The organism is Hoeflea sp. 108, from assembly GCF_000372965.1.
In the GTDB taxonomy this organism is placed as follows: domain Bacteria; phylum Pseudomonadota; class Alphaproteobacteria; order Rhizobiales; family Rhizobiaceae; genus Aminobacter.
Map to the genome: position 1 here is coordinate 70478 of NZ_KB890024.1, position 19815 is coordinate 90292.

18 protein-coding genes are annotated in these 19815 nt (G+C 65.2%); 5 read left to right on the top strand and 13 right to left on the bottom strand.

The features are described 5' to 3' along the window. Positions 1 to 14: 14 nt before the first annotated feature. The gene (locus tag B015_RS0100300; protein ID WP_245262100.1) at positions 15 to 2411 is read right to left on the bottom strand and encodes an EAL domain-containing protein; all 2397 of its coding nucleotides are present in this window, start codon (positions 2409 to 2411) and stop codon (positions 15 to 17) included. 324 nt (positions 2412 to 2735) lie between these two features. Here B015_RS0100300 and B015_RS0100310 point away from each other — a divergent pair, with 324 nt between their 5' ends. Beyond that, complete coding sequence (locus tag B015_RS0100310; protein WP_018425642.1) at positions 2736 to 3335, top strand: YdeI/OmpD-associated family protein; 600 nt, start codon at positions 2736 to 2738, stop codon at positions 3333 to 3335. A gap of 27 nt (positions 3336 to 3362) precedes the next feature. Here B015_RS0100310 and B015_RS0100315 read toward each other — a convergent pair whose 3' ends face one another. Then, a complete protein-coding gene (locus B015_RS0100315; protein ID WP_018425643.1) occupies positions 3363 to 4256 on the bottom strand; it encodes a LysR family transcriptional regulator in 894 nt (297 codons plus the stop codon). 127 nt (positions 4257 to 4383) lie between these two features. On the opposite strand from B015_RS0100315, the gene B015_RS0100320 reads away from it, so the two are divergent. After that, positions 4384 to 4737 carry an antibiotic biosynthesis monooxygenase gene (locus B015_RS0100320; protein ID WP_018425644.1) on the top strand — a complete coding sequence of 118 codons (354 nt, stop codon included), beginning with the start codon at positions 4384 to 4386 and terminating at the stop codon, positions 4735 to 4737. 114 nt (positions 4738 to 4851) lie between these two features. Here the strand turns inward: B015_RS0100320 and B015_RS0100325 are convergent, their stop codons facing one another. From B015_RS0100325 to B015_RS0100335, 3 genes are all read right to left on the bottom strand, one after another. After that, complete coding sequence (locus B015_RS0100325; RefSeq protein ID WP_026226733.1) at positions 4852 to 5148, bottom strand: hypothetical protein; 297 nt, start codon at positions 5146 to 5148, stop codon at positions 4852 to 4854. Continuing rightward, complete coding sequence (locus B015_RS0100330) at positions 5135 to 5704, bottom strand: hypothetical protein (protein ID WP_018425646.1); 570 nt, start codon at positions 5702 to 5704, stop codon at positions 5135 to 5137. Before B015_RS0100330 ends, B015_RS0100325 begins: the two co-directional genes overlap by 14 nt. A 131-nt stretch (positions 5705 to 5835) precedes the next feature. Further along, positions 5836 to 6891: an alpha/beta fold hydrolase gene (locus tag B015_RS0100335; protein ID WP_018425647.1), complete on the bottom strand. Its 1056-nt coding sequence runs from the start codon at positions 6889 to 6891 to the stop codon at positions 5836 to 5838. A gap of 147 nt (positions 6892 to 7038) precedes the next feature. Here B015_RS0100335 and B015_RS0100340 point away from each other — a divergent pair, with 147 nt between their 5' ends. Then, positions 7039 to 8061, top strand: a complete 1023-nt coding sequence (locus B015_RS0100340) for an AraC family transcriptional regulator (protein ID WP_245262280.1) — start codon at positions 7039 to 7041, stop codon at positions 8059 to 8061. 50 nt (positions 8062 to 8111) lie between these two features. Here the strand turns inward: B015_RS0100340 and B015_RS0100345 are convergent, their stop codons facing one another. The 6 genes from B015_RS0100345 to B015_RS0100370 all read right to left on the bottom strand — a co-directional run bounded on the left by B015_RS0100345 (position 8112) and on the right by B015_RS0100370 (position 13282). Further along, positions 8112 to 8642, bottom strand: coding sequence for a dihydrofolate reductase family protein (locus tag B015_RS0100345; RefSeq protein ID WP_018425649.1), 531 nt, complete (start codon positions 8640 to 8642; stop codon positions 8112 to 8114). Between the two features lie 137 nt (positions 8643 to 8779). Further along, on the bottom strand, positions 8780 to 9379 hold the full coding sequence (locus B015_RS0100350) for a dihydrofolate reductase family protein (RefSeq protein ID WP_018425650.1): 600 nt from the start codon (positions 9377 to 9379) through the stop codon (positions 8780 to 8782). A gap of 163 nt (positions 9380 to 9542) precedes the next feature. After that, complete coding sequence (locus tag B015_RS0100355) at positions 9543 to 10169, bottom strand: MBL fold metallo-hydrolase (RefSeq protein ID WP_018425651.1); 627 nt, start codon at positions 10167 to 10169, stop codon at positions 9543 to 9545. 364 nt (positions 10170 to 10533) lie between these two features. Beyond that, positions 10534 to 11655 carry an epoxide hydrolase family protein gene (locus B015_RS0100360; protein WP_018425652.1) on the bottom strand — a complete coding sequence of 374 codons (1122 nt, stop codon included), beginning with the start codon at positions 11653 to 11655 and terminating at the stop codon, positions 10534 to 10536. Positions 11656 to 11784: 129 nt separating this feature from the next. Next, positions 11785 to 12447 carry a helix-turn-helix domain-containing protein gene (locus B015_RS32060; RefSeq protein ID WP_018425653.1) on the bottom strand — a complete coding sequence of 221 codons (663 nt, stop codon included), beginning with the start codon at positions 12445 to 12447 and terminating at the stop codon, positions 11785 to 11787. A gap of 226 nt (positions 12448 to 12673) precedes the next feature. After that, positions 12674 to 13282 (bottom strand): helix-turn-helix domain-containing protein, encoded by a 609-nt coding sequence (locus B015_RS0100370; RefSeq protein ID WP_018425654.1) that lies wholly within the window; start codon positions 13280 to 13282, stop codon positions 12674 to 12676. 91 nt (positions 13283 to 13373) lie between these two features. On the opposite strand from B015_RS0100370, the gene B015_RS0100375 reads away from it, so the two are divergent. After that, a complete protein-coding gene (locus B015_RS0100375) occupies positions 13374 to 13979 on the top strand; it encodes an NAD(P)H-dependent oxidoreductase (protein WP_018425655.1) in 606 nt (201 codons plus the stop codon). A gap of 45 nt (positions 13980 to 14024) precedes the next feature. Here B015_RS0100375 and B015_RS0100380 read toward each other — a convergent pair whose 3' ends face one another. Both B015_RS0100380 and mutS read right to left on the bottom strand, forming a co-directional pair. Then, positions 14025 to 14423, bottom strand: a complete 399-nt coding sequence (locus B015_RS0100380) for a VOC family protein (RefSeq protein ID WP_018425656.1) — start codon at positions 14421 to 14423, stop codon at positions 14025 to 14027. Between the two features lie 29 nt (positions 14424 to 14452). Next, positions 14453 to 17173 (bottom strand): DNA mismatch repair protein MutS, encoded by a 2721-nt coding sequence (gene mutS, locus B015_RS0100385; RefSeq protein ID WP_051091929.1) that lies wholly within the window; start codon positions 17171 to 17173, stop codon positions 14453 to 14455. A 157-nt stretch (positions 17174 to 17330) separates the two neighbouring features. On the opposite strand from mutS, the gene B015_RS0100390 reads away from it, so the two are divergent. Continuing rightward, positions 17331 to 19619, top strand: a complete 2289-nt coding sequence (locus B015_RS0100390) for an NADP-dependent malic enzyme (protein WP_018425658.1) — start codon at positions 17331 to 17333, stop codon at positions 19617 to 19619. Positions 19620 to 19815 lie beyond the last annotated feature (196 nt).

Consider the following 19815-nt stretch of genomic DNA (forward strand, 5'->3'; position numbering starts at 1 on the left):
CTCCGCAAGTGCCGTCAGCTTGCCAGCGCCAGGCTTTCCTCCTTGGCGGGCCCGAAGTCACGCCTGGCGATCCCGACATAATGTTCGCCGAAGGGCCTGGGTATGGCGATGCCAAAACCCTGGGCGTAGTCGACGCCGATCTCGCGCAGGGTCGCTGCGATGTCGTCATTCTCGACGAATTCGGCGATGGTGCGCTTGGCGGTGACCTCGCCGATATGGTGGATCATCTCCACCATGGCGCGGTCGATGCGGTCGACGAGCATGTCCTTGACGAAGCCGCCGTCGATCTTGAGGTAGTCCACCGGCAGCGCCTTGAGGTAGCTGAACGACGACATGCCCGAGCCGAAATCGTCGAGCGAGAAGCGGCATCCATGCGCCTGCAGCGCCTTGATGAAGCGCGCGGCGCTGTCGAGGTCGGCGATGGCGCTCGTCTCGGTGATCTCGAAGCAGATCATCGTCGGCGGCACGCCGGTGCGGGCGAAGTGCTCCAGAACATAGCCGACAAAAGTTTCGTCGCCGAAGCTCGCGCCTGACAGATTGATAGCGCAGGTGGCGATAGTATCAGATGCGCCGCCCCTGGCCTGCGCTGCCAGCGTGTCCAGCGCCGAGCGCACCACCCAGCGGTCGATCAGCGGCATCAGCCCGTAGCGCTCGGCGGCCGGGATGAAGGCGCCCGGCGGCACCATGTTGCCTTCGTGATCGACCAGCCGCACCAGAAGCTCGACATGCGCGCCTGTCTCGGTGTCCGGCGCCAGCGGCACGATCTCCTGGGCAAACAGGCGGAAGCGGTTCTGCTCGAGCGCCTCGCGCAGCCGCTGCACCCAGGCCATCTCGCCCAGCCGCTGCGCCAGCGCGCGATCGCCGACCTGCTGGAACTGCACCCGGTTGCGCCCGGCGTCCTTGGCCATGTAGCAGGCCACGTCGACGCTGCGCAGGATTTCCTCCAGCGACATGGTCGCGTCCGACAGCCCGACCACGCCGATGCTGGCGCTGGTCTTGAAGCTGCGGCCGTCCCACGAGAAATGCAGGTCCTCGACCGCCTGGCGCAGCTTCTCGGCCGTCTGCGCCGCAAGCTCCGTCGGGCAGTTCTCCATGATGATGCCGAACTCGTCGCCGCCAAGCCGGGCCAGAAGGTCGCCATGGCGCAGCAATTGCCCGGCCACCGCCCCGATCTTGCGCAGCAGCTCGTCGCCCGCCGCATGGCCGCAGGTGTCGTTGACGACCTTGAACTGGTCGAGGTCGATATACATCAACGCATGCACTGCCGGTCGCCGTGAAAGCCCGGCCAGCGTCGCCCGCAGCCGTGCCTCGAATTCGCGCCGGTTGGCGAGCCCGGTCAGTGCGTCATGCGTCGCCTGCCATGAGAGCTGCGCCAGGAATTCCTGTTCTTTGGTGCGGTCGTGGAACACCAGCACCGAGCCCGCGATCTTCTGTTCGATGATCAGCGGTGCTGCCACCAGCGACACCGCCACCGTCGACAGGTCCGGCCGCACCAGCTGCTGCTGCACGCCGCTGCCGTCGAAGGGCTCGCCCGCCAGCACCTTCTCGATCAGGCCCTTTTCCTCTTCGCCTGTCTCTTCGCTGAGCAGCCGGAACAGCCGGTTGAGATGCTTGCCCTTGACCTCGGTGCTTTGCCAGTCGAGCAGCACCTCAGCCGCCGTGTTCATGTAGTCGAGCCGCCCATCGGCATCGGTCGCCACCACCGCTTGGCCGATCGAGCCCAGCGTGATCTGCGCCCGCTCGCGCTCGGCGTTCAGCGCCGTCTCGAAAGCTTCGCGCTGTTCGAGCAGCTTGCCCGTGCGCCGCATGGCGAGAAGGATCAGAAGGCCAGCAGTGATGACATTGACGCCGAGCAGAAGGTTGGAGATGGCGCGCGAGCCGCGCCCGAGCGATTCCGAGAACGCGTCCGCCAGCGGCGCGGTCGTCTCGTAGAGGTGGTTGATTTCGGCCTTCCACCTGGCCAGCTCGCCCGGCTGCGGCGGGCCCTCCGCCATCCGGCTGTCAATGCGCTCGCCGAGTGCGGCGATCTCCAGGATCTTAGGGTCGGCATCGACCCAGCGATGCACCGAATTGGCGAGATAGCTTATGTCCCTGAAGTAGCGGAACAGCCAGATCAGGCCGGGAATGTCGTCGGGATGGTTGCCGCCGCGCAGGAAGCCGTCATAGGCGGCGCGATAATCCGGCACCGGCTGTTCCATGGCCAGGCGCGCGTCGCGGTCAGCCAGCGGCACGGCGATGGCGCGGCGGAAGTGCTGGAGATTGGCGTTCTCGCCCGTCTCGGCATAGAGCGTCAGATAGTGGATCGCGTCGCGCTGGCCCTTGGACCAGGCGTTCTCACCCGCCACATAGGCCCGGACGGCCGAAAGCGTGTAGAGGCTTGCGCCGGCAATGATCGTCTGGATGCTTACCACGATCAGAAAGGGCCAAAGCAGCCCGAAAAGCCTGAACCTGGATCGTGTGTCGGTCTGCTTCGTCACATGCACGGCGAAACGAACTCGCCCCCCGGCTATCGTTTCCGCACTTCTGCGGTTCGGCAATTGCTACATCAGCGGGCTTTAAAATTCCCTTCACGGGAAGCTTGGAATTCAGGATGTCATGATGACGCAGCGTAAGGCGCGCTGTTGGCACCCGCTGCCCTATGCGGCGCAGCGACCGCGAATATATCTTCGTCCGGATTCGCCAGCGGAGGACAACATGCGCATCGTCGGTTTCATGCCCATGGGAATTTCAGGCTGATGGCGCCGGTTTATGTCGACCCGGCCAAGGTCCGCGAGTTCCGCGACCGCCAGGCTTTCTACGACTGGCTCGGCGCCAATCACGACAAGGCAGACGAGGTCTGGATCAAAATCCACAAGGTTGCTTCCGGCCTGCCCTCGATCACGCCCAAGGAGGCCATCGACGCCGTCCTTTGCTGGGGCTGGATCGACGGCATCCGCAAGGGCCTCGACGACAGGAGTTTCCTGCAGCGCTACTCGCCGCGCGGCAGGAAGGCCGTCTGGAGCCAGATCAACGTCGACAATGTCGCCCGCCTGATCGCGGAGGGCCGCATGACCGAGCACGGCCTGGTGCAGGTAGAAGCGGCCAAGGCCGACGGCCGCTGGGACCGCGCCTATGGTTCGGGCAAGGGCATGAAGATCCCCGACGACCTCCAGGCTGCCATCGATGCCGTGCCCGAGGCCAAGGCGATGCTCGGCAAGCTCAGCGAGCAGAACCGCTTCGCGCTCGCCTTCCGCACCCACAACATGAAGACCGAGGCCGGCCGCAAGAAGAAGATCGAAATCTTCGTCGACATGCTCAAGCGCGGCGAGACCATCTATCCGCAGAAGATGAAGTAGCGAGACCGCCAGCCGGCGCTTCCCGATTCAGGCTTGGTCAGCAAACAGGTTGGCGGCCATGAAGTCCACGAAGACGCGCACCTTCGGCGACAGGTAGCGGCTCGTCGGCCAAAGCGCCCTGAACGTGCCGGTCGGCGCGAGATGATCGTCGAGCAGCGTTCGCAGATGGCCGTTGGCGATCGCGGCCGCAACCGCAAAAGGCGGAAGGCAGGCAATGCCCAAGCCGCTTTCGGCGAGATGGATGAGCGGCTCCAGCGTGCTCGCCATGTGCGTTGTCGGCAGGGCGAGGCGCAAGTCCTCGCCGTTGCGCACCAGCGGCCACGGCTCCAGCTTGCCGGTGCTCGGATAACGATGGTGCAGGCATCTGTGTCGCAGCAGGTCCTCCGGCACCTCGGGTGTTCCTGCAGCGTCCAGATAGTGTGGCGATGCGACGATGCGATGGCGAAACGTGCCGAGCTTGCGGCTCATCAGCCTGGTGTCGCGTACCTCGCCGGTCCGGATCACCGCATCGAAGCCTTCCTCGATCACATCGACCAGCCTGTCGGTGAAGTCGAGGTCGACAGAGATGTCGGGATGGGCCCGCATGAAGGCTGATATGGCTGGCATCAGCAGCATTCCCGTCAACGGCAAGCTAACCCGCAGCAATCCGCGTGGGGCATTTTGCGCGTTGGACAGTTCGGCCTGCACCGCATCGAGCTCGGCCAGGATGCGCCGGCAGGCGTCGAGAAACACGCTGCCTTCCTGCGTCAACGCCATGCTGCGCGTCGAGCGATGGAAGAGCCGCACCCCCATGTCCTGTTCCAGCCGGGCCACGGCCTTGCCGACGGCCGAGCTCGACAAGCCCAGCCTCTGGCCTGCGGCAACGAAGCTGCCGCCCTCGGCGGTCTGCACGAAGACATCGAGAGATCCCAGCCTGTCCATTCTGCCCCTATTACGGAAAAAATTGCCGATCTATTTTGAATCCCGGACTGTTTATCCGATATCCTCACCTCGATATCCAGTCGTCGGGCGGCAGGCAAGCCGCTAGCCAGCGACACAGGAGATCCAGTTGGACAAGAAAATTGCAGCCACTTTCGCCGAAGCGCCGCAGCCGACGACATTTGTCGTCAATGTCATCCACGCCCATCCGGGCCAGCAGGAGGAAGCGTTCCGGCTGATCCAGGACGTCGTCCACTATGTGGCCGAGCGGAAGGAAGGGTTTCTCTGGAGCAATCTCGCCAAAAGCACCGACGGCAAGACGGTGGTCAACATCGAGGCCATTCAGGGGGCGGGTAATGTCGACGAGTTCTTCTCGGATCCGGCCTTTGTCGAGAAATTCCGCAAGCTCGACACCGTCTCTTCGAGCGAATTCCACGTCTATACCGTGGGGGATCTGGTGATGCCGAAGGTCGGGGGCAGGTAGCAGCCTGGTCCATGACGATGGCGTGTCCGGCGCGGTTCTGCCGTGCCGGACACCGTCATGCCGTGGTGGCTGCCTGAGATGGCTAGGTGCCGTTGTGGCCAGGTTGGACGCGTTTCACGCCCGGTATAGCCTCAGCGGCTTCGTTGCCTCGCGGCTGACCATGCCTTGCGCCTCGAGGTCGAGCTGGGCTGCCTTCAGCCACCAGCCCGCCTTCTCACCGCCGGGAAACAGCTCCTCCGGCAGCAGCGGCAGCACGCCGGCCTTGGCCTCGGCCACCGTCAGCCCCGGAGTCGATGCCGGCAGCACCTGAAGCAGCGCGTCGCGCATCGCCGTGTATTTGGCCCTGTCGACCCGGACCACGTGCCCGGGCGAGATGATGTTACGGATTTCGATCTTCTCAGCCTTGGACACCCAGCTCACCTTTCACATAATCCAGCTTGGGCGCGCGGAAGCCCATCGCCGCCCATGCCCACAACAGCCTCCACATGAAGCTGCCTGAATGCTTGGCATAGCTCGGCAGGCCGTCCGAAAACTCGACGCCCGGCCGGCGATCCCTGGTCATCACCCGCATCTCCATCGGCGGGCGCTCAGAAGCCGGCAGCCGCTCGGCATAGACCGACAGCCAGTGCCCGCCCGAAAACTCCAGGAACATCGGCGAATTGCAGCAGCCTGCCAGCACCCGCCGTGTCGGCGACTTCGGCGTCAGCCGGTGCTCGCCCAAAAGCTCGCTGCCCGCGACGCAGCCGATGCGATCCTTGCGGAACAGCGCAAACGGCGTTCCGCCATCCACCTCCAGCACCTGCGCGCCGCCGGGCAGGGCGGCAAAGATCGCCCCGGCCTTCTGGCAGTTCGCGCAATGGCAGCTGGTGCTCACGATCGGCGCGCCATTTATCCTGAGCTCGACGCGACCGCAGCGGCAGCGCGCTCTGCGTGTCTCGCTTGTCGTCTGGTCCTTATGTCCTGACATCTTCGCCTCTAGATTTGTATGAACTAGACTGTACCGTCTAGTTTTTCGTGTCAAGAGCTCTGAGGGGCAAGCGAGAATGTCGCAACAAATCCCAGCGCCGGTTAAAGGCCGGCGCCGGGCAGGGGGTATCGCTACTTCGAAGCCATCAGGTCGCGCACCAGCGCGTCCTTCACCAACCCGATCAACTCCGCATGCAACTCGCCGCGCGGCCGCGTCGCCTCGTCCGAGCAGATCGGGTCGATCTCGCCGACCGACTTCAGCATCTCCGCCGCACCGTCCTTGCATTCCGGCAGGAAGCTGAAATGCGTGGCCCCCGCCACCGTGGCATATCTGCCCTTGGGCGTGAGCTTGGCCAGTTTGTCGGAGATAACTGCCAGCGGAATGCTCTCGCCCTCGCCGAGATTGATGAAGTGCATCGGGATATCGATCTGCTTCAGGCTTTCGGTATCATAGGCCTGGACGAGGCCCGGATCGGCCAGTACCGCGGTCTTGATACGCCGGTCGAGGTTCGACTGCTCGAAGCGCGCCCGGTCGAGCGTGCGCAGGTCGACCTTTTCCACCTTCACCTTCTCGTCATTAACGAAGCCGACACCGCCGGCAAACCAGGCGCAGTCCCATTCCTTGTAGCCGTCGCAATAGCTGGCAAAAGCCTCGAGATTGGCGCGGGCGCCCGAAAGCTCCATCGCGGTCGCCCCGCCGAGCGAAAAGCCGACCACGCCGATCCTGTCGGCGTCGATGAAACCGCTCCATGCCGGGTTCTTGGTGACGGCGTCGATGACCGCCGAAATGTCGGCCGTGCGCTGCCACAGCTTCGGCGTGTCGGCAGGGGTGGAGTAGCCGCCGGTCGTGCCCGGATGGTTCGGCCCGGCGACGACGAAGCCGGCCTTGGCAAGCTCGGTGGCGAGCCAGCCCATGGCCTCCACGCGGCTGCCCGAACCATGAGACAGAAGCACCAGCGGATGGCGCCCCGGCACCACAGGCGCATCGACGCTGGCAGCCGCGCCCTTGAACACCTTGTTGCCGCCGACTGTTGTCGGCTTGCCGCCGGCGCCGGCCGGATACCAGACGGTGACGGCCAGATCGCGGCCGGGTTGCGTTACGGTCATTTCGCGCACGCCCGCTTCGGAAGCGAAACAGGCCGACACAAAACCGATGAGGGCAGGGATGGTGGTGAGTAGCTGGAGCATGGGAACCTCGCTCTGTTGCGAATGAAGACGAGCGACATCAGGCGAAATCAGCCATCATCAGCGTCCTGGATCGCGATTCAGGTCGTGCTCGATCGCGATAGAGGCCATGATCGGCCGTCATCTCCGGTGGGATTCGCCTTGATCTTCGTGCCCCTTTCCTTCGTCGCAGCCTTGTTGCTGGTCATCCTGCTCGTCGCGGCCCTGCGCGCCCGCGAGACCACAGGCGGCAACACGGCATTCCTCGTCCTCGTCGCCCTCTGCGCCCTGCAGTCGGTCGTCGTCGGCCTGCGTTGGGGCTACCATGTCGAGGCCACGCGCAGCGTCCAGCCGATCCTCGCAGCCGGCTTGCCGCCGCTGGTGCTGTTCAGTTTCCGCACCTTGCTCCAGCGCGACGATGCCGGGGGCGGCGCCATGCGCTGGCTACACGCCCTGCCGCCGCTGGCCATGACTGTCATCGTGCTGTTCGCGCCCGCCCTCATCGACGCAGCACTGATCGTGCTCTTCGTCGGCTATGCCATTGCCGTGCTCAGCCTTGGGCGGAGCGGTCCGGACGCGCTGGTCGAAGCGCGCCTCGACAGTGCGGTCGCCGCGCATCGCGCGCTGGTCATCGCCGCCGTCGCACTCTGCCTGTCGGCCTTGTTCGACCTCGGCGTGCTGCTCGCCTTCGAAAGATTGCAGGGTGCAAACGCCGCCGTCATCGCCAGCAATGCCAATCTGCTCGGCCTGTTCTTCATCGGCCTGACCGCCTTCGTCGCCTCGCGCGCCCATCCATCGGCTGCGACCCAGCCCAGCCAGCCGGAACCGTCGGCCTCCGAGCAGGACCGCGAGATCCTCGACCAGGTCAAGCACTTGCTGGTCGAGCAGAAGCTGTTCCGCGACGAAAACCTCACCTTGTCGCGACTGGCCCGTCGCGCCGGCGTGCCATCCAGGCAGATTTCGGGCGCGGTCAACCGCCTCGCTGGCAAGAACGTCTCGCAATACATCAACGACATCAGGATATCGGAAGCCTGCCGCCTGCTCCGCGACACCGACATGTCGGTCACATCGGCCATGCTGGACTCGGGCTTCCAGACCAAGTCCAATTTCAACCGCGAGTTCCGGCGCGTCACCGCTCTCAGCCCCGCCTCCTGGCGTGAGCGGAACCGGCCCCAGGCCGCCACCGCAGCCTGAGGCAGGCGACCCGGTCGCCTGCTATGACGTTCGTCCAGCGCGTTGCGGGTTCAGGCAGGAACGTAAGTCAGCCTGATCACGTCCTCGCCGATCCGGTCATGGGCCACGAGGCGAAGCCGCGGCCGCGGGCCGGCGAAATAGGGCGTGCCCTGGCCGAGCACGACTGGGTGCAGGTAGATTCGGTATTCGTCGATCAGGCCGAGCTCCGTCAGGCTGTGCGCGAGATCAGGTCCGGCGACTTCGATCTCGCCATCGCGCTCGGCCTTCAGCCTGCGGACTTCACCCTCAAGGTCTTTACCGAGGAGCGTGGCGTTGGGGCCGACCGGTGGCAGCGACCGCGACACCACCCATTTCGGCTGCCTGCGCCACGCCGCCGCGAAGGCGCGTCTATCGGCATCCCATTCCGGATGTTCGTCGTCCCAGTAGCGCATGATCTCGTAGATGCGGCGGCCGTATAGGCTGCCCGCCTGCCCTTCGGCCTCCTTGATGAAATGGCGGAACAGCGTCGTATCCGGCGCAAACGACATGTAGTCGACATAACCGTCAAGGGACTGGTTCATTCCGAACACGAGCCTGGCCATTGCAGCTTCCTTTCCATGACGCCCCATACCGTCCTGATTGCGCCTGCTGTCGATCTCAACTTAGACAGACCGATTGCATATAGCAACCGGTCCGCCCAGAGCCTGAACACGCCGCGCGTCCGTGCTCCGCGACAAGATCACCGGGCCCGGTAAACCTGCGCCACGGCGCCTCCCGGAAAAGCCCTCGAACTCACCAGCTCGAGAGCCGCCGGCGCCGCCAGCTCGGAGAACAGCGGCAAGCCCTTGCCCAGCGCCATAGGCACCACCAGCAGCGCGAACCGGTCGACCAGCCCCTGCGCCACGAGGCTGCGGGCAAAGCTCGCCCCGCCATGGGCGACGATCGGCTCGCCCTCCTGGGCCTTCAGCCTGGCAATCTCCTCGGCCAGGTCGCCGCTCGCCACTTGCGCCTCCGTCCAGCTCTCTGCGCCCGGCTGCAGCTGCTTCGCCGTCCCAGCCTCACCATCAGCCGCTGCCAGAATCGCTGGCCCCTGACGCGAAAACACTGCCTTGGGGATTTGGTTCATCGGCGCCGCGAACTGGTCGGTCGAGGTCGGCCACCACGCGGCCATGCCCTTGAAGGTGCTGCTGCCCATGATGTGCAGACCCGCGCCCCACAGAAACTCCACGCTCCACGCCTTGGCCTCCTGGTCGGTGCCGAACATCCAGCCGTTGCGGCCCTCCAGGTCGCTGACGAAGCCGTCGACCGACATCGTCATCTTCAGCACCAGCTCTCGCATCGTCGCCTCCTCGTTGGCTCCTGCCCCAAGGACGCACCGGAACGACAGATGCCGACAGCGCGCAAAGATTTTATCGCCGCGCGCCTTTCGAGAGACCGAGCGCCTTCTTTGCCCTTGGGATCAGATGGCCAGCTCGACTGGACTGACTTTCGACGGCGATGCCTCATGCGGTGCGAGGTCGCCACGGCTCTTGTTCGTGTGCAAGCCAGACCAGCTCGGGGTCGAGCGCATGCACCCGCAGCTGGCCTTCGCTTTGCGGCTCGTCGAGTTCGCCAAACCAGACCGCCACGTCGCTGCCGACGACGACCGGGCGCCCGCCCGTCTCGATGACGATCACCTGCATGCCGGCCGTGTGGCCCGGCGCCGGGACGAGCCGAAGCCCGGGAAGCAGTTCGAGTTCGCCGTCGACCGGAACATACCGAATGCCGGGCGCATCGACCCATTCGCGAATGGTGTAGCCGTCCTCGCTGCGAGCGTCGTCGAGCTCGCGACGCTGGACGTAGATCGGCTTGCCGGCGAAGAGATGGTTGCCGCCGCAGTGGTCGGCGTGCAGGTGTGTGTTGATGACGATGTCAATGCCGGCGAGGTCGATGTCCTGCCTGCTCAGCGGATAGAGGCGGGGGTCGAACGCGGCCACCACCGCCGGGTGCAGCTCCGTCATGCCCGTATCGACCAGTATGCGCGCGTCGGGATGGTCGATGACGTGCACATAGACTGGCATCCGCTCGCCCTCGACGAACAGATCGGCAACGAGGATCGGCGTGATGGTGATTGAGGCGGGGGCATTCATCTTTTCGTCTCCCTCGGCAATTTTTCAGACTGTCGGCCAGGCTGGGCCAGGGACGTGGCCCAAGGGCGCTGTCGTCCTAGCCGTCTGGGGATTGGTTCCGGCCGAACACGAACTGGCTCTGCCGCTTTCAGTTCGCACGCGCCACATTCACGCTGATTGCATTTTGCAATCGGTTAGATGCTAGATTGACTGATCTGATTTTGCAATCGGCACTTTGAAGTGCCCGCGTGTTCACGATCGCTATGGCTCTTCCCTTTTGGGCCCGACTGGCGGAGGTCGGTCATCCCAAGGACGCACCCGAACGGCGGAAACTGGCAGCGCGCTGCCAGTTTCCCGGCGGCGCGCTGCCCGTCGTCGTCACGCCTCAGCGCAGGCTGGCAAAGAACGCCGCCACGTCTTCCGCCCAGATATCAGGCACTTCCATCGCGGCGAAGTGGCCGCCGCTCGCAAGTTCCGTCCAGCGCACGATCGTGTTGCCGTCCTCGCCATAGCGGCGGATGGCGACCTCGTCGCGGGCGAAGACGGCAACGCCTGTTGGCACGCCCGAATTCGGCTTCGGCGACCACGCCTCGGGATCGTGGGCGTTTTCGTAGTAGAGCCGGATCGACGAGGCTGCCGTGCCAGTGAACCAGTAGATCAGCACGTTGGTCAGGAACCGGTCGAGCTCGACCGCGTCGGGGCTGTCGCCGAAGCCGGCAAACATGTCGCCCAGCCAGGCGATCAGCCCCGCCGGCGAGTCCGAAATGCCATAGGCCAGCGTCTGCGGCCGGCTCGACTGCAGCGCGTTGAAGCCGAAGCGCTCGGCCATGAACTGCTGCAGTCGCTGCAGGCGGCTCTTCTCGGCATCGCTGAACGTCGCGATCTCGCTCGGCTCGATGGGCCCCAGCGGAATAAAGCCCATCGTCGCCGCATTGACATGCACGCCGATGGCGCGCTCCGGCGCCGCGCGGCCGATGGCCGGTGCTATGATCGCGCCCGCATCGCCGCCCTGGACGCCGAAGCGCTGGTAGCCGAGGCGCGACATCAGCTCGAGCATGGCGCCGGCGATGCGGCCATCGTTCCAGCCGGTCTCGCGCGTCGGCCCCGAGAAGCCGAAGCCTGGCAGTGACGGGATGACAAGATCGTACCCGGCCTTGGTCAGTGGCCCGATCGCGCCCAAAAACTCGACGAACGAGCTCGGCCAGCCATGCAGCAGAAGCAACGGCACCGCATCGGCGACGCCCGACTTCACATGCAGGAAATGGATTTTTTGGCCGTCAATCTCGGTGACGAACTGCGGGTGGCTGTTGATCGCGGCCTCCTCAGCGCGCCAGTCGAAGTCGCTCTTCAGCCGCTCGATCGCGCGGGCGACGAAAGCGCTTGCCATGCCGTAGCTCCAGCCCGCGCCCGCAACCTCGTTGGCCAGCCGCGTGTTGGCGAGCCGCGCCTGGAGATCGGTCAGCTCGGCTTCGGGAATGGCGATCGTGAAGGGAGTGATCTCAGACATTGCCGCGTGTCCACTTTTGCTCTTGTGCACCGTCCCGTTCGAACATCGTTGCGGAGGTGTGCACGGGGTTGAAAGTGGATCTTTTCTAGCCGGCGGCAGTGTCCCAGGGATTGAAGATTTCCGACAGTTTCAGCGGCGGGCCTGCCCTGGGGTGATGCCCATGATCGCCTTGAGCGAGCGGATCATGTGCGGCTGGTCGGCAAACCCAAGCGCAAAGGCGACGTCGGCCGCCGGCCGCCCCTGTTGCAGCAGAACAAGCGCCTTCTGGGCGCGTTCGATCTGCGTGAAGGTCTTGTAGGTGACGCCGGTCGTCTTCAAGAAATGCCGCTGCAGCGTCCGCTCCGACATCGCCATGGGATGCCCCGAGACGATCGACGCGACAACCCGGTTGTCCTCGACATTACCGTTGCGCACCAGCTTGCGCACGAAGCCGTCGACTGTATCGAAGGTCGGGATCTCCAGCACGTCGGAGCCGAGCCGGAAGCGATCCTTGCCGACCAGGTCCAGCACCACGCCCTGATCGCGCATCACCTCGCCCGGCATCAGCGGCATGAAGCTGCTCGGCTTGAAGCTTATCGCCAGAATCTCGTCGCCGGCGGCATAGTCATGGGTCACCGCGGCCGTGGTCAGCCCGGTGCGCAGCCCAGTCGTCTTGTCGCCGTTCCTGAAAACGACCACGTCCCAGCAGCCATCAGGCTGCATCCGCATAGAGCCGCCGCTGCCAAACCGGGTCCGCGTCACCGCCTCGACAAAAGGCGACGACCACCCCTCCAGTGTCACGACCTCATGCATCTTCGCCGCCAGTCTCCCCGCAAGTGCAGTGTCGCCGCAGTTGCGGGGGGATGCAATGGTGGGGGATGGGAGAGCGGAAGAGGCCCAAGTCAGGCAGAAAACCTGGAATGGGTGCTTGTCTCTTGCGCAGTGTCTGCAACTGCTTTGTTGCCAGAGCCTCGCTCTAGCAAGCGAATCGGCGCTTCGATAGCGGCGAAATAGTTCGGCTTGATCGGTAGCCTGACCCTCAGCGTGTGTTTCGCGCAACCATCGCCACAATGGTCTCGAACAGCTCATCCTTCGCCTGTTGCGCCGCCAGCTCTCCGGCCGCCGCTGCAGAGGACAGGGCTTCGGCGGCACCCAGCATGGCACGGAGGCCGGCAGCGGATATGGTTCCGGTGTTGGTGAATGGAGCGAGGGTCAGGCGGCATTTCTCCAGGAAAATCGCCTCGTAGTCGCGTTTGATCCTGGCGAGTTCGGGCGAACCGGCGAGGGCCGCGCTCACACCCGGTATCTCGTTGCCCTGCTGCAGCACGCAGTCGACATAAGACGAGGCGATCACGGCGGCCTTGCCTTCAAGGGTCGGTTCGCCGGCGGCGATCGCCGCATCCATCAGCGCGGTCTGGCGCGTGTCGTATTCGATGTAGAGCGCCGCGAGCAGCCCGCTTCGCGTGCTGAAATGGTCGTAGACGACAGGTTTTGCCACCGCTGCCTGCTCGGCAAGCCGCCCCAGCGTCAGCGCTTCCGTCCCTTCCTGCCGTACAAGTTGCCACGCCACGTCGAGAAGCTGGCGATGCCTATCCTCGCGCAACAGGCGCTGGCGGGGTCGCGGCGGCGGCGTTTCGCTGATTGACATGTTATATACCATTCGTATATTACTAAAAGTAGCTTACGAAAAGTATATAGTCTCGTCTCGCCATCCACAACACCCAGCCGGAGTTTCCGACATGCACGCCCTCATCGTTGTCGCGCATCCCGATCCCAACTCGTTCAGCCACAGCATCGCTGCCGAGATCGCCGAGGGGCTGGCGCTGTCCGATCCCGGCAACACCTTCGAGATCGCCGACATTGCCGCCGAGGCCTTCGATCCGAGATTTACCGCCACCGATCTCGCCGTTCACCGCAGGGAAGTGCCGCCTTCGGCCGATGTCGCAGCCGAGCAGGCGCGGATCGACCGCGCCGACACGCTGGTGCTGGTCTACCCCGTCTACTGGTGGTCAATGCCGGCTTTGCTCAAGGGCTGGATCGACCGGGTCTTCGCCAATGGCTGGGCCTATGATGAAGGTCCAGATACCAAGCTGGTGAAGCGGCTTCGTCACCTCAGGGTTCATCTTGTCGCCATAGGCGGGGCCGGCATGCGCACCTATGCGCGGCACGGCTATTTCGGCGCCATGAAGACACAGATCGACCATGGCATCTTCGACTATGTCGGCACCGAGGTCGCGACCTCCGAGCTCTTGCTTGAAGGCGAGAGCCCGCAGGCCCGCCTTGACACGGCGCGAGCCATCGGTCGCAATCTTTTCAAGCAGCCGCAGGCCGCCAGGGCGGCGTGACCGCCCGGAGCTACAAAAGGCGCGTCGCCCGCGCGGCGCGCCAGCCTAGACGGCTTGGTTGAACACCGCCTCGATGTGATGCCCGTCGGGGTCGACCACGAAGGCGGCAAAATAGTTCGGGCCATAATGCGCGCGCAGCCCGGGGCCGCCATTGTCTCTGCCGCCATGGGCGAGCGCTGCCGCGTGGAATGCCGCAACTGCCTGCCGGTCGGGTGCTGCGAAGGCAAGGTGAAAACCCGGGCCGGGCGGGCGCTGGCCCTTGCGGCGTAGTTTGATCGCCAGCTTGTCGCCGCCGCCAGCGACGCCATAGCCGACGGCCTGGTCGTCAGCTCCGGACGCGAGGTCTTCCCAGACCCTGACATAGCCGAGTGGGGCAAGTGCTGCGTCGTAGAAGGCAGCGGCGCGGTCGATGTCGGAAACGCCTAGCGAGAGGTGGTGCAGCATGCCGGTCTCCGATCCTTGCCTCTGCGCCCCTAGTTCCCCGCCAGCCCCTTCAGGCGGTACAGCGCATCCAGCGCCTCGCGCGGGGTCATTTCGTCCGGGCTTAGCCCCTTGAGCGCCTCGCTCAGAGCATCGTTGGCGACGGGTTTGGCCGCTTCACGCTTCACCGCCACCGAAAACAGCGGCAGGTCGTCGACAAGGCGGTCGGCCTTGCCAGACGTCTCGCTTTCCTCGAGCTGGTGCAGCACCTCCTTGGCGCGCGCCACGACCGCGTCGGGCAGGCCGGCGAGGCGGGCCACCTGCACGCCGTAGGAGCGATCGGCGGCACCCTTGCCGACCTCGTGCAGGAACACAACTTCGCCTTCCCACTCCTTCACCCGCATCGTCACATTGTGCAGGCGGCCGAGTTTTCCGGAAAGCGCAGTCAGCTCGTGGAAATGGGTGGCGAAAATGGCGCGGCAGCGATTCTTCTCATGCAGGTATTCGACCGCTGCCCAGGCGATCGACAGGCCGTCGAAGGTGGCGGTGCCGCGACCGATCTCGTCAAGGATGACCAGCGTGCGTTCGCTCGCCTGGTTGAGGATCGCTGCCGTCTCCACCATCTCGACCATGAAGGTCGAGCGCCCGCGCGCCAGATCGTCGGAGGCGCCGACGCGGGAGAACAGCCGGTCGACGACGCCGATATGAGCGCGCTCGGCCGGCACGAAGGACCCCATCTGGGCGAGAATGGCGATCAGCGCGTTCTGGCGCAGGAAGGTCGACTTACCGCCCATGTTCGGGCCGGTCAAAAGCCAGATGGCGCCGTTCCTGTCGTTGCCGTCGGGCGACAGCATGCAGTCATTGGCGACGAAGGGGGCTGCCGCCTCGCGGCGCAGCGACTGCTCCACCACGGGGTGGCGCCCGCCCAGGATATCGAAGGCGAGGCTGGCGTCGACGTCGGGCCGGCACCAGGCCTCGTTCTGGGCAAGCGCTGCCAATGCGACGGAGACGTCGAGCACCGACAATGCGTCCGCGCCCGCGCGGATCGCCTGGGCGTGGGTTACGGCCTCGCCCACGAGTTGATCGAAGGCGGCGAGTTCGATGGTCAGCGCCCGGTCGGCGGCGTTGGCGATCTTGGTTTCCAGCCCGGCGAGCTCGGTGGTGGTGAAACGCATTGCGCTCGCCATGGTCTGGCGGTGGATGAAGCGCGCCTTGGCCTCGTCGGTGCCGTTCAGCGCCTGCTGGTTGTTCGCCGTCACCTCGATGTAATAACCGAGCACGTTGTTGTGGCGGATCTTGAGCGAGCGGATGCCCGTCTCCTCGATCAGGTCGCGCTCCATGCCGGCGATCACCCGGCGCGACTGGTCGCGCAGCGCCCGCATCTCGTCGAGTTCGGCATGGTAGCCGGCGCGGACAAAACCGCCGTCGCGCTTGAGCAGCGGCAGCTCTTCGCCGAGTGCTGTGTCGAGATGGTCGGCGAACTCGATGGGCAGCGCCGAGATCGCCGCCATCGCCTTTTGCAGCTCCGCCGGCAGCGGTGCGGTTCCAAACAGCCCGGCAATGGTGCGCGCCGCCGAGAATCCCGAACGCAGCGCGCCGAGATCGCGCGGCCCGCCGCGGTTGAGCGCGAGCCTCGACAGGGCGCGCGGCATGTCGGCGACGCCCTTGAGGCTGAGCCGCAGCGCCTCGCTGAGCCTGGTCTCGCCCATGAAGAACGACACCGCGTCCAACCTGGCGCCGATCGCCTCGGGGGCGGTCAGGGGCGACATCAGCCGGTCGGCCAGAAGCCGTGCGCCGCCGCCGGTCACCGTGCGGTCGATGGCGCGGAACAAAGAGCCGTCGCGATTGCCCGACAGCGTGCGCAAAAGTTCGAGATTGGCGCGCGTCGCCGGATCGATGAACAGCGTCGTGCCCGCCTGCTCGCGCTCGGGCCGCGACAGCGGCGGCCGCTCGGCCTTCTGGGTCTTTTCGACATAGGCGATGACGCCAGAGATCGCCGACAGTTCTGCGCGCGAAAACGCGCCGAAACTGTCGGGCGTCGCCACGTCGTAGAAACGCGCGATGCGGCCCGGCGCCGAGGTGGAATCGAACAGGCTCGGCGGCTGCGGGTTGACGATGCGGCCGACCAGATCGAAGCTGGGCCTGAGCTCTTCGTCATGGAACGCAGGTTCGGCGACGATCAGCTCGCGCGGATCGATGCGGAAGATGTCGGCCGCAAGCCGCTCCGGCGTCGTCTCGGCGACGCGGAACACACCGGTGGAGATCTCGATCCAGGCGAGCGCCAGGCTTGCCTCGCCCGAACCCTTGACCCGCCCCAGTGCCATCAGGAAGCTCGATTCCTGCGGCGCAAGCAGCTTGTCCTCGGTGATCGTGCCTGGCGTCACCAACCGCACCACGTCGCGCTTTACGACAGACTTCGAGCCGCGCTTCTTGGCCTCGGCCGGATCCTCGATCTGTTCGCACACGGCAACGCGATAGCCTTGGCCGATCAGCTTCTGCAGGTAGTCGTCCGCCGCATGGATCGGCACCCCGCACATCGGGATGTCCTGCCCCTGGTGTTTGCCGCGCTTGGTCAGAACGATGCCGAGCGCCCGGCTCGCCTTCTCGGCGTCGTCGAAGAACAGCTCGTAGAAATCGCCCATGCGGTAGAACAAGAGCGAATCCGGATTCGCCGCCTTGATCTCGATATACTGTTCCATCATCGGCGTCGGCGCGGCATGCACCGGGGCGTCGGCCCTGGCTTCCGTGCCTGCTTCACCCCGGGTTTCCCCAATGTCAGCTTCCGCAGCGATGGTCGGTCGGTCGTTCACGCCTGGCCCTTCGAAAAAAGCAAATACACCGCTGTGCTTGGCGGTTTACAGCGCCGATGTGTAGCCTTAATCCGGAACGCTCCACAAAAAGAATATTTCAAGGGTAGGGACGCTTCCAGCCATGGCATCGAACAAGAAAACCGACAACACCGGCCCCTCGGTCAGCTCCGAGGAAGCGCTCGAGTTCCACGCCATGGGCCGGCCCGGCAAGCTGGAGGTCGTGCCGACCAAGCCGATGGCCACACAGCGTGACCTCAGCCTCGCCTATTCGCCCGGCGTCGCCGTGCCAGTGAAGGCCATCGCCGAGGATCCCTCGCGCGCCTTCGACTACACCACCAGGGGCAACATGGTCGCCGTCATTTCCAACGGCACCGCCATCCTCGGCCTCGGCAATCTCGGCGCGCTCGCCTCCAAGCCGGTCATGGAAGGCAAGTCGGTGCTGTTCAAGCGCTTCGCCGACGTCGATTCCATCGATCTCGAGGTCGACACCGAGGACGCCGACGAATTCATCAACTGCGTGCGTTTCCTCGGGCCGTCCTTCGGCGGCATCAATCTCGAGGACATCAAGGCGCCCGAATGCTTCATCATCGAGCAGAAGCTGCGCGAGCTGATGGACATCCCCGTCTTCCATGACGACCAGCATGGCACCGCCATCATCGCCGCCGCCGGCCTCATCAACGCGCTTGCCATTACCGGCCGCGACATGGCGACGACGAAGCTCGTCTGCAACGGCGCCGGTGCCGCCGGCATCGCCTGCATCGAGCTGGTCAAGGCCATGGGCTTCGCCCCCGACAACGTCATCCTGTGCGACACCAAGGGCGTCGTCTACCAGGGCCGCACCGAGGGCATGAACCAGTGGAAGTCGGCGCATGCCGCCAAGACCGAGGCGCGCAGCCTCGCCGACGCGCTCGACGGCGCCGACGTCTTCTTCGGCCTCTCGGCCAAGGGCGCGCTGACCACCGCCATGGTCCAGTCCATGGCCAAGAACCCGATCATCTTCGCCATGGCCAATCCCGATCCGGAGATCACGCCCGAGGAAGTGGCCGAGATCCGCACTGACGCCATCATGGCCACCGGCCGTTCGGACTATCCGAACCAGGTCAACAACGTGCTCGGCTTTCCCTACATCTTCCGCGGCGCGCTCGATGTCCGCGCCACCACCATCAACGATGACATGAAGGTCGCCGCCGCCACCGCCCTTGCCGAGCTCGCCCGCCAGGACGTTCCCGACGACGTCGCCGCCGCCTACCAGGGCAACCGGCCGAAATTCGGCCCGAACTACATCATCCCGGTGCCGTTCGACCCGCGCCTGATCTCGGCGATCCCGGTGGCCGTCGCCCGCGCCGCCATGGACTCGGGCGTCGCCCGCAAGCCGATCCTCGACCTCGATAAATACGCCAACGAACTCTCGGCCCGCCGCGACCCCATCGCCTCCACGCTCCAGCGCATCTACGACCGTGTCCGGCGCCAGCCCAAACGCATCGTCTTCACCGAGGGTGAGGAAGAGCAGGTCATGCGCGCCGCCGTCTCTTATGTGAACCAGAAGCTTGGCACCGCCATCCTTCTCGGCCGCGACGACGTCATCAAGGAAAACGCCCGCCATGCCGGCATCGACCTGAACAAGGCGGGCCTCGAGATCATCAACGCGCGCCTGTCGCGCCGCAACGCTCTTTATGCCGACTATCTGTACGAACGCATGCAGCGCAAGGGCTTCCTGCTGCGCGATTGCCAGCGTCTGATCAACAACGACCGCAACCATTTTGCCGCCTGCATGGTGGCGCTCGGCGATGCCGACGGCATGGTCTCTGGCGTCACCCGCAACTACTCGACCGTGCTGGAGGATGTCCGCCGCGTCATCGACGCCAAGCCCGGCCACCGCGTCATCGGTGTCTCCATCGTGCTCGCCCGCGGCCGCAACGTCATCGTCGCCGACACGGCGGTCCACGACATGCCGAACGCCGAGCAGATCGCCGACATCGCCGAGGAGGCCGCCGGCTACGCCCGCAAGATGGGCTATGAGCCGCGCGTCGCCATGCTCGCCTATTCGACCTTCGGCCACCCGGCCGGCGAGCGCTCGGAACGTGTCCAGGAAGCGGTCAAGATCCTCGACAAGCGCCGCGTCGACTTCGAATATGACGGCGAAATGGCCGCCGACGTCGCTCTCAACCATCGCCTAATGCAGCAGCAGTACCCCTTCTGCCGCCTCACCGGTGCCGCCAACGTGCTGGTCATGCCGGCCTACCACTCGGCCTCGATCTCGACCAAGATGCTGCAGGAACTCGGCGGCTCCACCGTCATCGGCCCGCTTCTTGTCGGCCTCAACAAACCGGTCCAGGTCGTCCCGCTCAACGCCAAGGATAGCGACATCGTCAACATGGCGGCAATCGCGGCGTACAACGCGGGGGCTTGAGGGCTAGGTAACCTGTTGCCCGGGGAGGTTCCGGCCGAAGGTTCCTCTCCGGGTACTACGGCCCGGATACGCTGGACGATGCGCCGGTGGGGCAGGGTCGCCGCGGAAGGGAACGGACGGCGACAGAAATCGCCGGCGGAGCGCGGGTTCGCGCCCCGCTACCCGGATTTTTCATCACAAGGGCCAGACCGCAGAC